Origin of the sequence: Mesorhizobium sp. B2-3-6 (genome assembly GCF_006442305.1) — a bacterium.
Classification (GTDB): domain Bacteria; phylum Pseudomonadota; class Alphaproteobacteria; order Rhizobiales; family Rhizobiaceae; genus Mesorhizobium.
In genome coordinates, this window is the sequence record NZ_VFVW01000001.1 from 1024010 (window position 1) to 1039239 (window position 15230).

At 61.1% G+C, this 15230-nt stretch carries 12 protein-coding genes and 2 tRNA genes; 8 read left to right on the top strand and 6 right to left on the bottom strand.

Annotation, left to right across the window (positions count from 1 at the left end; translation table 11 throughout):
- Positions 1 to 37: 37 nt before the first annotated feature.
- The 4 genes from FJ953_RS04905 to FJ953_RS04920 form a co-directional block, all read right to left on the bottom strand.
- The gene (locus FJ953_RS04905; RefSeq protein ID WP_140623367.1) at positions 38 to 751 is read right to left on the bottom strand and encodes a hypothetical protein; all 714 of its coding nucleotides are present in this window, start codon (positions 749 to 751) and stop codon (positions 38 to 40) included.
- Positions 748 to 2172 (bottom strand): dGTP triphosphohydrolase, encoded by a 1425-nt coding sequence (gene dgt, locus FJ953_RS04910; protein ID WP_140623369.1) that lies wholly within the window; start codon positions 2170 to 2172, stop codon positions 748 to 750. The genes FJ953_RS04905 and dgt overlap by 4 nt, the downstream gene beginning before the upstream one ends.
- Before the next feature lie 278 nt (positions 2173 to 2450).
- Complete coding sequence (locus FJ953_RS04915) at positions 2451 to 3020, bottom strand: hypothetical protein (RefSeq protein WP_140623371.1); 570 nt, start codon at positions 3018 to 3020, stop codon at positions 2451 to 2453.
- Between the two features lie 430 nt (positions 3021 to 3450).
- Positions 3451 to 3525, bottom strand: a tRNA-Asn gene (locus FJ953_RS04920).
- Between the two features lie 220 nt (positions 3526 to 3745).
- On the opposite strand from FJ953_RS04920, the gene FJ953_RS04925 reads away from it, so the two are divergent.
- Positions 3746 to 4006, top strand: coding sequence for a hypothetical protein (locus FJ953_RS04925; protein WP_140495745.1), 261 nt, complete (start codon positions 3746 to 3748; stop codon positions 4004 to 4006).
- 55 nt (positions 4007 to 4061) lie between these two features.
- Here FJ953_RS04925 and FJ953_RS04930 read toward each other — a convergent pair whose 3' ends face one another.
- Positions 4062 to 4313 (bottom strand): hypothetical protein, encoded by a 252-nt coding sequence (locus FJ953_RS04930; RefSeq protein ID WP_140495746.1) that lies wholly within the window; start codon positions 4311 to 4313, stop codon positions 4062 to 4064.
- A gap of 221 nt (positions 4314 to 4534) precedes the next feature.
- On the opposite strand from FJ953_RS04930, the gene FJ953_RS04935 reads away from it, so the two are divergent.
- The 4 genes from FJ953_RS04935 to FJ953_RS04950 all read left to right on the top strand — a co-directional run bounded on the left by FJ953_RS04935 (position 4535) and on the right by FJ953_RS04950 (position 8014).
- Positions 4535 to 4608, top strand: a tRNA-Cys gene (locus FJ953_RS04935).
- A 90-nt stretch (positions 4609 to 4698) separates the two neighbouring features.
- A complete protein-coding gene (locus FJ953_RS04940; RefSeq protein WP_140495747.1) occupies positions 4699 to 5367 on the top strand; it encodes a protein-L-isoaspartate O-methyltransferase in 669 nt (222 codons plus the stop codon).
- 178 nt (positions 5368 to 5545) lie between these two features.
- Positions 5546 to 6925 (top strand): TolC family outer membrane protein, encoded by a 1380-nt coding sequence (locus FJ953_RS04945; protein WP_140495878.1) that lies wholly within the window; start codon positions 5546 to 5548, stop codon positions 6923 to 6925.
- Positions 6926 to 7183: 258 nt separating this feature from the next.
- A complete protein-coding gene (locus FJ953_RS04950; protein WP_140495748.1) occupies positions 7184 to 8014 on the top strand; it encodes a PopZ family protein in 831 nt (276 codons plus the stop codon).
- 218 nt (positions 8015 to 8232) lie between these two features.
- On the opposite strand, the gene FJ953_RS04955 is transcribed toward FJ953_RS04950, so the two are convergent.
- Positions 8233 to 9753, bottom strand: coding sequence for an FAD-dependent oxidoreductase (locus FJ953_RS04955; RefSeq protein ID WP_140623373.1), 1521 nt, complete (start codon positions 9751 to 9753; stop codon positions 8233 to 8235).
- Positions 9754 to 9796: 43 nt separating this feature from the next.
- On the opposite strand from FJ953_RS04955, the gene FJ953_RS04960 reads away from it, so the two are divergent.
- The 3 genes from FJ953_RS04960 (at position 9797) to FJ953_RS04970 (ending at position 14925) form a co-directional block, all read left to right on the top strand.
- Positions 9797 to 10294, top strand: coding sequence for a MarR family winged helix-turn-helix transcriptional regulator (locus FJ953_RS04960; RefSeq protein WP_140623375.1), 498 nt, complete (start codon positions 9797 to 9799; stop codon positions 10292 to 10294).
- Positions 10295 to 10552: 258 nt separating this feature from the next.
- The gene (locus FJ953_RS04965; RefSeq protein WP_140495752.1) at positions 10553 to 13336 is read left to right on the top strand and encodes a valine--tRNA ligase; all 2784 of its coding nucleotides are present in this window, start codon (positions 10553 to 10555) and stop codon (positions 13334 to 13336) included.
- Positions 13337 to 13695: 359 nt separating this feature from the next.
- Positions 13696 to 14925, top strand: coding sequence for an OmpP1/FadL family transporter (locus FJ953_RS04970; RefSeq protein ID WP_140495753.1), 1230 nt, complete (start codon positions 13696 to 13698; stop codon positions 14923 to 14925).
- Positions 14926 to 15230 lie beyond the last annotated feature (305 nt).

The following is a 15230-nucleotide window of genomic DNA, read 5'->3' on the forward strand; positions in this document are numbered from 1 at the left end:
GGTAGAGCCGGGAAGGGGCATGGCGAGTCAACCCTCGTCAAGAGCGACGGCCCGCCAGAAGACGAAACGCGCCATCCAGTTCCATCTGCGACCCCAAGCCTATTTGTTGGTTATTTCGCGCGACATAGTCGAGGATTTCATTGCGGCTATGTGCAACGCCTTTTGCCAGATAGCCAGCAAGCCGCGGCGCCAGCTGCTGCTTCTTATCGAAATGAAGGCGCAATATGCGAACGAGCGTACCGATATAGTTGGGGGTGGCCTCAAGATTTATGTCGACGATACGGTTGCCGATGCTCGTCCAAAACCGATCGGATCGACTGATCTCCAAGCTGCGGCAATCGAACAGAACCGCATCGCAATCAAAGAATGTGGTCTTGGTGAGGTCCTTCAGCGAAGAGACGTTCACGTGACCCGCTCTGGCCGCCCAAGTCATTTGCAGGGGCCAAACGTCGAAGTCGAAGCGACCGTACTTCAGGCGGTATCCACCAAACCGGTTGCGCCGGCCATTCATGCGCATAAGCAGGGGCTCGAGCGCGCTGGGGGCGCCATCCACCACCACATCCACATCCGATTCGAAGGCGTCGCGGCCTTCGCGCGCAAAGTCGCGGGGAAGGCCGCCAAAAATCGCACAATTCCCCACCGGGCTAAGGCCATCTATGATCTCACCGATCTCGTGCCCCTCCGATCCTCTGATGAAATTGGCTATATCTCCGCCCAGATAGCGGTCTAGCAACAGCTCGCAGTTGGTCATGAGGCGCCGCGTGCCCTCAACTCTTGGAGCATTGAGATCGCGAAGCTGTCCGTCATCCCCGACACCATATCCGTCATCAGCTGCAGCTCTCGGTAGCGCATTGGCATACGATTATTCTGGTGCTCCGCTACGCGGCGATAGTTCTCTGAAATTCGAGAATAGACATAGCTGTGCAGCGGCGAAGTGCGCTTCGAAGACAGATTCGCTGCGTCTTTGCGATTCGTTATGGCCGCCCAGAACACGTCCATGAGCCCGTGAATCGTTTGATGGCCTGTCAATTCCACCTCGAGCACCTCGCGACGCGGGTAAATGTGCTGGCCGGCAAACTCCTTGAGCAGACGCCACAGACGAGCGGATTTTGATGCAGCCATCAATTCCCCACCGAAGGTCCCGGCCATGATGGCGCTCAAGTTTGCGACAAACGCATCAGTCGCATCGACTATCATCGCGCCGATTGCATTGACCCGGAACATTTGCATGGTGATGTCGTCGAGTTCGGCTGCCGACAACGACTGCTCGCGAAATTCTTCATGCTGCTCTTTGGCCTTTGCTATCACCTTCAGCACGACGACGTCGTCGTCTGCCTTGTGCAGCAAGTAGCCGACAAGACTATCGAAGTTGACAAGGCCCTTCTTCGCGGCGTCTTCGACGTCCACGACGGAGTAGGCGATGTCGTCGCAGGCTTCCATAATGAAGGTGAGCGGGTGGCGGATGCCTTCTGAAAGCCCGGTTTCTTTCCATACCTCCTCGACGATGCCTGCCTCCGATTGGAAGAAATTGAACTTCTTTCGCGCCAGAACAGACTTGTCGACCTTGTCCGAAGGACTTGGATACTTCAAAAGAGCCGCAAGGAATGCATAGGTCATGTTCAGCCCGAAGTCGTCGTTGACGATCTGCAAGCGGGTCAGCAATCTGAACGCCTGGGCGTTGCCTTCGAATTTGAGGAAATCTTCGCGCAATGCGGTTTCCTGAAGCCCCTCGAATATCTCCGGGGCCTTGGATTCTATCCATGACTGGATCGCATCCTCACCCTGGTGACCGAACGGGGGATTGCCAAGATCGTGGGCCAGGCCGATAGCTTCAAGCAGGGCAGGGATGTTCCGCTCGGCGTTGAGCTCTTTGGACAAGCTAAACTGCTCAGGATATGCGTGGACAAGCGCCGTGCCGAAGCTGCGGCACATGTTGGCCACTTCATGGCTATGTGTGAGGCGCGTTCGCACGCTGTCGTTCGGATCGAGTGGGAAAACTTGCGTCTTGTCCTGCATGCGTCGCACAGGTGTAGAAAACAGGATGCGGTCATGATCGCGCTCTAGCTCGGTCCGCTGCTCAACTGTTTTGGCCGAGCGCTCCGCGCCAAGACCTTTGGCCTTATCCTTCCGGCGTTGGGCATTGAGCAACTTTTCCCAATCCAGGTAAGGCAATGTCCATCGTCCCCGTCTTCGAGCAGCATCAGCTCGGTGTCATGATTCGTCAATTGTAGGAAGTTGCTGGTGGATGCAACCGCGCTAACGATCAATCAGCCTAACAACAAGTTTGCTCCGCACATAAAATCGCCACAGGTCTTATGTTCGCGCTTTGTTCTATAGCGGAATCTCGGCGTGGTCAACATTGTCGGCTGCCTTTAAGCACGTGAAGGCTTCTCTCCTCACTGAGCAAGTGGGGCGCCTCAGCGCGGTGACTGAGGGTGCTCAGCGGTCGCCTATTCCTCTGCAGGGTCGGTCGTTTGCAAGCTCACGCTCTGAACCCAGCGCGTGCGGTGCGCCTTGCGCTCGTGTATCGCTAGGTACAGTGATCGTCCGTTGCTCATTAGTGCGAGTGCGTCGCTCGCAAAGCGTGGGGACACGCGAAGCCACGCCGTCCAGCGCGGTTCGCCGCGGATCTTATCGATGAGACCCATGCCCGGAGGTGGCTTGTATATGGGGATCTGCCTACCTCGGTATTGACGATATTTGGGCGAGCCGTGCTCATCGCGCTCCTGCACATCCTTGAGCGTCGCACGAATGTCGCCAGAGCCCAAGTTGTCGCCATAGATTGTAACCTCATAGGCGTCGCCGGCCCGTTCCTCAGGGTAGGTGGATATTCCAGCGACGGTCAGGCGCGTAGTGAACCGATGCAGTGGGTCGTCATCATCTGAGTGCCAAGCGGATTGCGGCGCGTAAACGTTGTAGTTGACGGCAGCTTCGACGCTCGCCTCGCAGCGTTCCACCCTGAGGGCCAGATGCGTGTGCTCTTCTTCAGGCTGCTTCTGACGTTTGCTCGTGCGCGGCATCTGATCCTCCGCTTGCTGACCTTCCTTTACCCGCGTGATTGGCGGTTAAGAAAAGTACGACGAAATGCGCTGTACATGCACCCGTCGCGAATTCCGATTGACTGTTGTTGGGTTCGCCGCCGAAGGCTCGGGCCATCGCGAGAAAGTGGGTTCGGCTGCGGCGAACGCTGCGTTACGGGTCTCTTATCGGGACCGCAAATATCGGACTGGCGTCATGTTGGTGAACTTGCTGGGACGCCCAAGGGGAATCGAACCCCCCGTTGCCGCCGTGAAAGGGCGTTGGGCGATGGTGAAGTTCGTACAAAGCCTTCCGTCACGCTGATCGCGGCAATCATCAGAATAGGTCCATAGCGAAACCAGATTCTGTAGATATGCTGTAGATCGGCCGATTTCCGGAGCTTTTTAGGATCGACTAAGTCTTTGAAAATGTTGGCTCCCCGGGCCGGATTCGAACCAGCGACCAACCGGTTAACAGCCGGTTGCTCTACCACTGAGCTACCGGGGAACAGAGGCTCTCATGCGAGTGGCGCAGCCTATAGCAAACCCTTTTCGGCTTTGCAAAGAACCATTTCGCATTTTTCCGAGACTTTTTCGCTCAGGCGTTTCTCGCAATCGGCGGCGTTCGTCCTCATATTAGCCGTCTTGCGAGGGCGCGGAACCGAATGCGCGGTCGCGGCTTTCGTCAAGTGACATCCTCAAACCACCAGACGGACCAGCCATTCGAGATGACGGCAGCAGAAGAAAACCAGGCACCGGCGCGAAAGATATCGGTCTTCGGGCGCAAGTTCACCATGCCGCGTTCGCGCGGCCTCAGGATTGCAATCGGCGTGCTTTTGACGATTGGCGGCATTCTGGGGTTCTTGCCGATTCTCGGTTTCTGGATGGTGCCGCTCGGACTTTTGGTGCTCTCCTACGAATTCGCCATGGTGCGCCGCCATCGGCGCCGGTTCGTCGTCTGGTGGGAACGGCGGCGCCGGCCGGATTGATCGGCCACGCCGGGGACCTTGCCCGGCTTCGTCGCGGCGGCCTTTGGGGCCCGAATCAAATCGCAGCGCTATCCTGCGTTCCAGTGCTCGCCTCCTCCGGGGCGTCCTGCTGGCCTGCTCTCAGATCCTCGCTGATTTCCTTCAGGACGGCGGAAGCCGAGGCAAGGCGCGCGCGGTCGCGCGGTGAAAGCCGGCCGGTGCCTTCTATCTTGAGGCAATCCATGGCGTAGCGCACCAGCTCCTCGCACCCCAGCAGCGGCGAGCTGTCCGCGTTGTTGGTCGACTCGTCCGGTTTGGCCAGCTGCATGGCGCAGTCCTCCTCGGCCTCAACGCAGCCCGGTGCGCGGAGTTTCTCCCGATCATCCGCCATGCTTAACGGCTTGCTAACGCAGCTCGAACCGCCCTGTCTCGCATTTAGGGCGGGGTGCGGGGACTGGCGCAGGCGAAACCGTCGCGAATGCATTGTCGCCGCTTGACGGCTTTTTCGCCGCAACCTATTGGAACCGGGTGGAACGCCGGGAGTAACGAGGCCTCGTGGCGGAGTGGTTACGCAGAGGACTGCAAATCCTTGCACCCCGGTTCGATTCCGGGCGAGGCCTCCAATCTCCGGGCTCCCGCGCGTCAGCGCAGGGAGCTCGCCGTTCCCGTCTAAATGAACCGCGATGTGGCGCGGCAAGCGGATTGGTTGGGACATGAGCGCTGATTTCTCCGAGCTTCGCGTCAAGATGGTCGATGGCCAGATCCGCACCACCGACGTGACCAGCACGCCGCTGCTCGACGCCATGCTTTCCGTGCCCCGCGAGCTTTTCGTCGACGAACGCCAGCGCAATCTCGCCTACATCGACGAAGACATCCGCATCGCGGACGGCCCCGGCGGCGCGCGATATCTGATGGAGCCTTCGCCGCTGGCCAAGCTGATGCAACTGGCCGAGATCAGTCAGGCTGATTCGGTCCTCGATGTCGGCTGCGGCACCGGCTATGCCTCGGCCATCCTGTCGCGACTGGCGGGCTCCGTGGTGGCGCTTGAAAGTGATTCGGCGCTGGCCGAAACCGCAAAGTCGGTGCTCTCATCGCTGGGCTGCGGCAATGTGACCGTGGTCCAGGGCCCGCTGCCGCAGGGATATGCGGCCAAGGCGCCCTACGATGTCGTCTTCGTCGGCGGCAGCGTCGGCAAAGTGCCGGCGGCGCTGCTCGACCAGCTCGCCGAAGGCGGCCGCCTCGTCGCGGTCGAAGGGCAGGGCAATTCTGGCGTGGCGCGGCTTTTTTTCAAAGCAGGGGGGGTTGTAACCGGTAGACGGGCATTTAATGCGGCAATTAAGCCACTACCCGGGTTCGAACGTGAGCATGCTTTCGAATTCTGAATGATTTGGCCTTGCAGCAGAGGCTTTGTCATGGTCGCTTGCATTTGAACAATCGTTGCTGATCCCAATGGGGGCACTTTGGGCCGAGCGACAGGGAACATTCTGACACGCCGCTCCGGTTCTCTAAGGAGAAGCCGGTGCGGCGTGGTTCCCATGGAAAACGAATGAGGGTTTAATGGTGCCGTCTCTACGCAAGTCACTTTTCACCGCCGTCCTCGTTTCGGCGACCGCGCTTTCCCCGCTGGCCGCCTCGGCCGAAACCATCTCCGGCGCGCTTGCAAAGGCCTATCAATACAATTCCTCGCTGAATGCCTCACGAGCCGGCGTACGCGTCACCGACGAGAGCGTGGCCATAGCCAAGTCCGGCTGGCGCCCGACCATCACCGGGACGGCCGACACGAATTATGTGAATACCCGTGCCAGCGGCGCCAACGTCAAGACGGGGTCGGCCAGTGTGGCCATCGTCATAAACCAGAGCCTGTTCGACGGCTTCCAGACGAGAAACAATGTGGCGGCAGCCGAATCGCGGGTCAAGGCATCCGTCGAAAGCCTGCGCAACACCGAGGAGAACACGTTGTTGAGCGCGGCCACGGCCTATATGGACGTGATTCGCGACCGGCAGATCGCGGTGCTGACGGAGCAGAATCTGCAGTTCCTGACCGAGCAGGCGCGCGCCGCGCGCTCGCGGTTCGAGGTCGGCGAAGGCACGCGCACCGACGTTGCGCAGGCCGATGCGTCGCGCGCTTCCGCCGTGGCGTCGCTCAGCGCCGCCCGCGCGCAGGCGCTGGCAAGTGCGGCGAGCTATCACCAGATCGTCGGTGACGAGCCGGGCAAGCTCAGGCCTGCCTCGCCATTGGCCAGGCTGCTGCCGCCGAGCCTCGATTCGGCGATAGCCATCGCCTCGGCCGAGCATCCGGCGATCCTCGCCACCCAGCATCTGGTCGATGCGGCCGCGTTTTCGGTGAAGTCGTCCGAGGGCGCATTGCTGCCGCAGCTTTCCGCATCGGCCGGCATTTCGGAGGATTATCTGCATCGCAATCCCGACCTCCAGGGGAGCAACGGCGGTTCGACCTCGGCCAACATCGGTGCGACACTGACGATCCCGATCTATTCGGGCGGCCGCACCTCGGCGGTCGTGCGACAGAACAAGGAATCGCTTGGCGAGGCCCGCATCCAGGTCGACGTCAGCCGCGACCAGGTGCGCCAGGCCGTCGCCTCGGCGTGGTCGCAATACACCGCCGCGCAGCAGAGCGTCGCCGCCAACAGGCAGGTGATCGACGCCGCTCAACTGGCGCTGAACGGTGTCATCGAGGAACGCAATGTCGGCCAGCGCACCACGCTGGATGTGCTCAACGCGCAGGCCACCGTCATCACCGCCAAGATCAACCAGGCAAATTCCGAGCACGACGTTGTGGTGGCGAGTTATGCCATCCTGTCGGCGATCGGCCGCCTCTCGGCCGAGCGCCTTGCGCTGCAGGCGACGAAGTACAGGCCTGAAGAGCACTACAATGCCGTCAAGGACAAGTGGATCGGCCTGCGCACGCCGGACGGCCGCTAAACTCCACAGATTCGAGTAGTTCTCTCGAAGCGACCCGGCGTTCGATCGAAACGCCGGGTCGCTTCGTTGTTTGCGCAACTGCGCCGGCAACCCGTCACATGCTTTCCGACGAATTGCGCTAATCTGTTGAAATCCCACATGTCCCCAGAATGGGGATTCTCGTACGGCGCTCCGTCGGTTACGCTGTCGCCATGATTCGAATCCGGCGTTTACCGGAGCGGAAGTCTGTAACAGGTCACAAGGGCGGCGGATGTGACGATGGCAACGGCAAGCAGCGCACAGCGCGAACCTTCCATGGAAGAGATACTGGCTTCCATCAGGAGGATCATCGAGGACAGCGACAGCGGCCGCAAGCAGCCGGACGATGCCGATGACTTGCGGCAGGATCTGAAGCCGGCGGCGGGCGCTGCTCCCGACGTCGATGCGTTCCGCGCCGAATTGCATGCCGCTCCCGAGGTCAGGAAGCCGGTCACGCTGGCGGAGGTGCAGGCACAGACATCGGCGGCCGAACCAACGGTCGCGCGCATGGAAGCGCCGGAGCGAACCGATCCCGTGGCACCAAGGGCGTCGATGACGCTTGCCGAGGTGAGCGCCCGGATCGCCGCCGAGCCGCTGCCCGCCGAAAGGACCGACAGGCCCGCGACGCCCGAGGCCGGCGCGGCAAGCGATGCCATCGTCGCCGATTGGCGCCGCGAGATCGCGGCGGTCGGCGAGCAGGCGAAGGCGATACCAGGCATTCGCAAGCCGGTTGTCCAGCCCGAAGCGCCGGTGGACGAGCCGATGCCGGAGCCGGCGTTCGAGCGGACCCCTTCGATCGCCGCCCCGGCGAGCACCGACGAGGCGCGCAAGGCGGCGGATGAAACGCCTGCGGCCCGTCCGGCAATCCTTTCCGAGCATACGGGCCGGCAGGTCGCCGCGGCCTTTGGCGAACTCTCCGACGCCTTTGCCAGCCGCAGCAAGAAGACATTCGACGAGATGGCCGAGGAGATGCTGCGGCCGATGCTGCAGGACTGGCTGGACAACAACCTGCCAACGCTGGTCGAGCGCCTGGTGCGCGAGGAGATCGAGCGCGTGGCGCGCGGCGCGTAATGATTTTCCCGGGTCGCCTTAGGTGGCTAGTTGGACACCGCTGCGCCTTCACCCTGGCGCAGGCACGGTAATCTCAGGATCGGCACGTCGAAGGAGGCGGTGGCCGCAATAATAGCTCCGATGATGGCGATTGCCACGACCACGCCGCTCCACGCTTCATATAGGCCCGACCCAAGCATAGAGCCCGCCAACCTCATTGTTCGAACATATCTCGGCAGTCATTTCGGGTCTTCTCCGGGTTGGACTAGGCCCATGCGGGCCAAATAGGTTTCGAGCTTCGCGGTTCGGTCTGCATCAAGAATCGCCATCACACCGATATATCCGTCCGGCCGGATCAGCACACACTCGCCCGGTGCCAGTGCATAAGCATCGCGAAGGTGTCCCCAGGCATCTATGACATCGCCTTGCGGGCCGATGTGGTGGACATGCAGCCCCTTGAGTGGCCTAACCGTCTCTCTCCCGGCTTGATGAACAAGCAGTGTCCAATGCGGCCCTTGCAGCAATTGGAACAGTCGCCATGGTTGCCCCGCTGTGCCCCTGATTTGGGCATCCGGCGCGCGGTCCCCCGCACGCAGGCCGCTGCTGCGTTCGGCCATTTCCCTGGAGAGCGGCGATTCCGGATAGGCGATATCGAGCTGCCGCACCTCGCGGCCGCGGTGTATTCCACCCTGTTTCTGGGCGTCGAGCAGCCGGGTCGAAAGGCCGAGAACCGATTCTGCGACCGGACGTCGTTCCTGCTCATAGGTGTCGAGCAGGCAATCATCCGCGCCGTCGAGGACGGCGGCAAGTTTCCAGCCCAGATTATAGGCATCCTGCACGCTGGTGTTCAGGCCCTGGCCGCCGGTTGGCGGATGGATATGAGCTGCATCGCCAACGAGGAATACCCGATCGACCCGGTAGCGATCGGCAAGCCGGGCGTTCATCAGGTAGGCCGACGCCCAGGCGACCGAATCCACCCGCACGTCGCCGCGGCCGGTCCGCTCATTAATCAAGCGCCCCAGCTGTTCTGCTGAGAGGTCCACTTCGCCGTCCAGCGGAATGGGTGCCTGAATCTGGAAGAGATCGGTTCCGGCGAGCGGGCAAATCGCGACCATTCGCTCCATGTCACCGTCGTTGAACTGGTGCCACGCATCGCGGTCCAGCCCGGTCAACAGCACATCCGCCACGACCGCACGCACGCCCAGCGTCTTGCCGGGGAAATTCAAGCCGAGCGCGCCGCGCACGAAGCTGTGCCCGCCGTCCGCCCCGACAAGATAGCGTGCGCGAACGGTTTGCTCGCCATTCGGCCCCGCAAGACGTGCCATGACACCGTTCTCACCTTGCTCGAACCCAACCAACTCACATCCGTACTCGACCCTATGGCCTAGTTCTGCCAGCCGCTCTCGCATGATCCGCTCGGTGAGGAATTGCGGAATCATTAGCGCGATGGCGTAAGGCTCTGCCGGGGTCGGATCGGGGCGCTCGCCGGTGTCCTTTTCGATATAGCTGCCGTCATCGCCATACACGCGCATCGGCGGATAGACGCCGCCTGCGGCAACGACCCTGTCGAGAATGCCAAGATCTTCGAAAATCTCCTGTGTCCTCGGCTGGATGCCCTTGCCGCGCGAGCCACGGAAGGGTTCGCTCATCTTCTCAATGAGCTGGAAGGATATACCGCGCCGTGCAAGCTCGATCCCAAGCGTCAGGCCAGCCGCTCCCGCGCCGCAGATGAGCACATCTGCCGCAAAACCGTTTGTCATGTCGATCTCCTTGTGTGTAAAATGCACATAATGGAGAGTCGGAGTGGCGTCAATGAAAAACGTGAAAAATACACATATTGGGAGTCATCAGATTCGTGAACTCCACGGAGCGCTGATCGAGATTGCCAGCCTTATGAACCGGCCTCAGCGCGATGAGCAGATGGTAAAGGAGGCCGGAATTGCACTCGACCGCGCACTGTTTCCTCTGCTGGTCGGGATAGAGCGGCTTGGGCCGATCGGGATAGTGGACCTCGCCGACCGGGCTGGCCGCGATTACACCACTGTCAGCCGTCAGGTGGCGAAGCTCGAAAGCCTTGGCCTGGCCGTGCGCCGGCAGAGCGAGACAGACCGCCGCGTGAATGAGGCTGTCGTCACGCCAAAGGGCAAGGCGATGACCGACAAGATCGACGCAGCACGAGAGAGAAACGCTCGCGCCGTTTTCGAAAGCTGGGACGCACACGACATCGACGAACTCGTGCGGCTCATGTGCAAGTTCGCCGAAGCTTTGAAAGAAAAACCAGAGGACTCCAGCGCGTCCTGAGACGTCGCACTATTCCTCGTTTCGTACGACCCGAGCTGGCATTTGGGATTGGGCGGCGTAGGCGTGCAATGCCTCTCCGGCTGGAGCCGGTGACAGTGCCGACGCCACCAGGGATTGTCGCATACGGGACAGACACTATCTGAACGGTGATCCTCTTTCGTTGTGCCGGTTGCCGAGGCGGCCCCTACGGTTGACTCGGTCAAAGCCTTCCGATTTACACCGGACCAGCAAAAATCCGACAGCGCGGACCATTTTCCCATGCTTGAAAAGACCTACGACGCCAAAACCGTCGAACCGAAGATTGCCAAGGTGTGGGAAGAGGCCGACGCGTTTCGCGCCGGCGCCGGCGCCGAGGAGGGGGCCGAGGCCTTCACCATCGTCATCCCGCCGCCCAACGTCACCGGCTCGCTGCATATGGGCCACGCGCTCAATAACACGTTGCAGGATATTCTTGTTCGCTTCGAGCGCATGCGCGGCAAGAACGTGCTGTGGCAGCCGGGCATGGACCATGCCGGCATCGCCACGCAGATGGTGGTCGAGCGGCAGTTGATGGAAAAGCAGATCCATCGCCGCGACCTCACCCGTGAACAGTTCATCGAGAAAGTGTGGGAGTGGAAAGCCGAATCCGGGGGCGCGATCCTCAACCAGCTGAAGCGGCTCGGCGCCTCGGCCGACTGGTCGCGCGAACGCTTCACCATGGACGAAGGCCTGTCCAAGGCCGTGCTCGAAGTGTTCGTCACGCTCTACAAGGAAGGCCTGATCTACAAGGACAAGCGCCTTGTGAACTGGGATCCCAAGCTGCTCACCGCGATCTCCGATCTCGAGGTCGAGCAGCAGGAGGTCAACGGCAATCTCTGGCACTTCCGCTATCCCGTCGAAGGCGTGGCCTTCGATCCGGAAAACCCGAAGACCTTCATCATCGTGGCGACGACGCGCCCCGAGACGATGCTGGGCGATACGGCCGTCGCCGTGCATCCGGACGACGAGCGCTTCCGGCACCTGGTCGGCAAGAATGTCGTCCTGCCGATCGTCGGCCGCAAGATTCCCGTGGTGGCGGATGAGTATTCCGACCCCGAGAAGGGCTCTGGCGCGGTTAAGATAACGCCGGCGCATGACTTCAACGACTTCGAGGTCGGCAAGCGCCACAAGCTGCCGGCGATCAATATCCTCACCGTCGAGGCGGCGGTAAACCTCAGGGACAACGAGGATTTCCTCGCCGGGCTCGAGGTGACGCCGGAGCGCCAAGCCGTCTGGGATGAACTCAACGGCCTTGACCGCTTTGTCGCGCGCAAGAGGATCGTCGAATTGATGGAAGAAGGCGGCTTCCTCGACAAGGTCGAGCCGCATCGCCACGCCGTGCCGCATGGTGATCGCGGCGGCGTGCCGATCGAGCCGTTCCTGACCGAGCAGTGGTATGCAAACGCCGCCGAACTGGCCAAGCCGGCGATCGCCTCGGTGCGCGAGGGGCGTACCAAGATCATACCCGCGAATTGGGAAAAGACGTACTTCCAGTGGATGGAGAACATTGAACCCTGGTGCATCTCGCGCCAGCTTTGGTGGGGCCACCAGATTCCGGCATGGTATGGGCCGGACGGGCGCGTCTTCGTCGAGAAGACGGAGGAAGAGGCGCTGAGTGCCGCGATCGAATATTATCTGGCGCTCGAAGGACCCTGGAAGGCCTGGGTCGAGGACAAGCTCGAGAATTTCCAGCCGGGCGAAATCCTGACCCGTGACGAGGACGTGCTCGATACCTGGTTTTCCTCGGCGCTGTGGCCGTTCTCGACGCTGGGCTGGCCGGATGAGACGCCGGAGCTGAAAACCTACTACCAGACCGACGTGCTGGTGACCGGCTTCGACCTGATCTTCTTCTGGGTCGCGCGCATGATGATGATGGGCCTGCACTTCATGGACGAGGAGCCGTTCCACACCGTCTACATGCACGCGCTGGTGCGCGACAAGAACGGGCAGAAGATGTCGAAGTCGAAAGGCAATGTCGTCGACCCGCTCGACCTCATCGACGAATATGGCGCCGACGCGCTGCGCTTCACGCTGACGGTGATGGCGGCGCAGGGGCGTGACGTGAAGCTCGACCCGGCGCGCATTGCCGGCTACCGCAATTTCGGCACCAAGCTTTGGAACGCGACGCGCTTCGCCGAGATGAACGAAGTCGCGCGCAACGACGATTTCTGGCTGAACGACGCCAAGCTGGCGGTCAACCGCTGGATCCTGACCGAGCTGACGCGCGCCGCGCGAGAGGTCACGGACGGCATCACCTCATATCGCTTCAACGAGGCGGCGGGGGCGGCCTACCGCTTCGTCTGGAACCTGTTCTGCGACTGGTATCTGGAGCTGCTGAAGCCGGTGTTCATGGGCACGGACGAGGCGGCCAAGGCCGAAAGCCGCGCCTGCGTCGCCTTCGTGCTCGACGAAATCTACAAGCTCCTGCATCCGATGATGCCGTTCATGACCGAGGAACTTTGGGCGCAGACCGCGGGCGAGGGCAAGGAGCGCGCTTCGCTGCTTTGCCATGCCGCGTGGCCGTCGCCGGATTTCGAGGACGCTGAAGCGGCCGCCGACATCAACTGGCTGGTTGATCTCGTCTCCGGCATTCGTTCCGTGCGTTCGGAAATGAACGTGCCGCCGGCAGCCATCGCGCCGCTGATGGTGATCGGAGCCAACACGCTTACCCGCGAACGGCTGGAGCGCCACGCCGCCGCGATCAAGCGGCTGGCGCGCGTCGGCGACATCTCGCAGGTTGACGCCGCACCCAAGGGCTCGGCGCAGATCGTGCTCAACGAGGCAACGGTCTGCCTGCCGCTCGGCAGCCTGATCGATCTCGCCGCCGAGGCCGCGCGCTTGCAGAAAGAACTGGCCAAGGTGACCGAGGAGATCGCACGCCTGCACAAGAAGCTGTCGAACGAAAGATTCGTCGCCAGCGCGCCGGCCGAGATCGTGGAAGCCGAGCGTGAAAAGCTGGCCGAATACCGCGAGGCGCAGGGCAAGCTTTCGGTGGCGCTGGCCAGGGTTCGCGAAGCGGGTTGAGGGCAGATTCGGGAGACTTTAGGGCCCTCTAAAATGGGGTGGCTTTTTGCCTCGAAACCGGCATTCCGTAGCGTTAATGTTGACGTAAACGGAAGTTTTCGCCCCATTGTTGCCATAATGTAACAATGGGGCATTCGACTGCTCAAAACTGATTATTTTTGGCCTTTTTGGCCGATTTTCTCCCGTTTTTCTGAGTGAGACACGCCCGGCGAACCGTTTTTCTGCCTCGCTGCGCTGGTCTGCATTTTGTCCGGAATGCGTCCGGTGGACATGTACATGTACGCCCCAAGAATTCGTTGTTGCACCGTTAACCCGAATTGGTTCTAGCTGGATGCACTGACTATTCGGGGAGGACATCCATGAACAATCTGCGTTTGAAAGCACTGCTGGGGGCAGGGTGCTTTTCGCTGGCTTTGCTGGGGACGGCAATGAGCTCGGCACATGCCGGCGGCCTGGAACGTGGCGGCTACGATATCGACCTGCTGTTTGATCCGGCGCCGTTCGCGACGGACGCGGAAGCGACCTATGTGATGCCGGACCGTAAGTACGAGAATGCGCGTGGTCCCGGCGGAGCCAATCTCGGCCTTGGTACCTCGGCCGACGGAGCCGAGGGCTATTGGGTACCGCGCATAGGAATGAAGGCCCAGGTTGTGCAGGGCGTCGACTGCATGGTCGATTATTCGCAGCCTTGGGGCGCGCATACCGCACCAGGTATGTGGAACGGAGCGCTTTCTAACGTCGAGACTGATATCAAGAGCAACAATTACGCCGGCACCTGTTCCTACAAGTTTGATGCTGGCAAGGGCCAGCTCCGCTTTATCGGCGGGTTGTTCTATCAGGACATTTCAGGCTTCAAGGAAAGCTTGGTCGGTTTTACTCCCCTCGGACAACCGCTGCTTGGTCGTGTCGATCTGGAGGCTAACGGTTGGGGCTGGCGCGCCGGCGTTGCCTACGAAATCCCTGATATCGCGCTCCGCGCCAGCTTGGTCTACAATTCGAAGGTCAAGCTAGACAACATTTCGGGCACACTCACCTTACCAGCTATTCTTGGAGGTTCTCGGCCGATCTATGGCGCAGAGGAGTCGATGCCGGATTCGCTGGAACTGAAACTGCAGTCCGGTATTGCGCCTGACTGGCTGGCCTTCGGCTCAATCAAGTGGGTCAACTGGAGCGTGCTGCAGAGCGTTCCGATCTGTCCAACAATTGCGCCTGGGGCGGCTTGCTTCACGAACGGCCCGGGTCAGGTGACGTCGCTCGACCTGATGTATCGTGACGGCTGGACCGTTTCAGGTGGTATCGGCCACAAGTTCAATGATCAATGGAGTGCCGCCGGTCAATTGACCTGGGATCGTGGCACCTCGCATGGCTATGGTGCGCAGACCGATACGTGGACCCTGGGCGGCGGCGTCGCCTATACGCCGCAGCCCAACATCGAAGTGCGGCTCGCTGGAGCGGTCGGCGTTTTGACCAGCGGCCACTCGGGGACATTGGCTGGTGAGAACGGCTATGTTGCAGGCGAGGATGCCAGCTATGATTTCGGGAATGATCTGATCACGGCGATCTCTGGTGGTGTGAAGATCAAGTTCTAAGTCTCTGTAAAATCAAATGAAAGGCCGGGCAATGCCCGGCCTTTTTCGTTCCGGGGCTGTGGCCGAGCCTGTCGGCCCCAGGGCTGCGTTGCAGATAAACCGCACCAGCTCCGCCTCGTGTCGTTGTGATGTTTTGGCAACACTTTCTGAACAACCCCTGCGCTAGAAGTCAGGCCGACGAAATTGCCCATTTCCCGCCATAAACCCGGCGCACCTCGATCTTGTCTCGGGACACGCGCCAAAAGGCTCGGCGATGGGAGCAGGCCGCACCGCCCTCTTGCGAGGAAGATGTGGGGCAAGGAAGA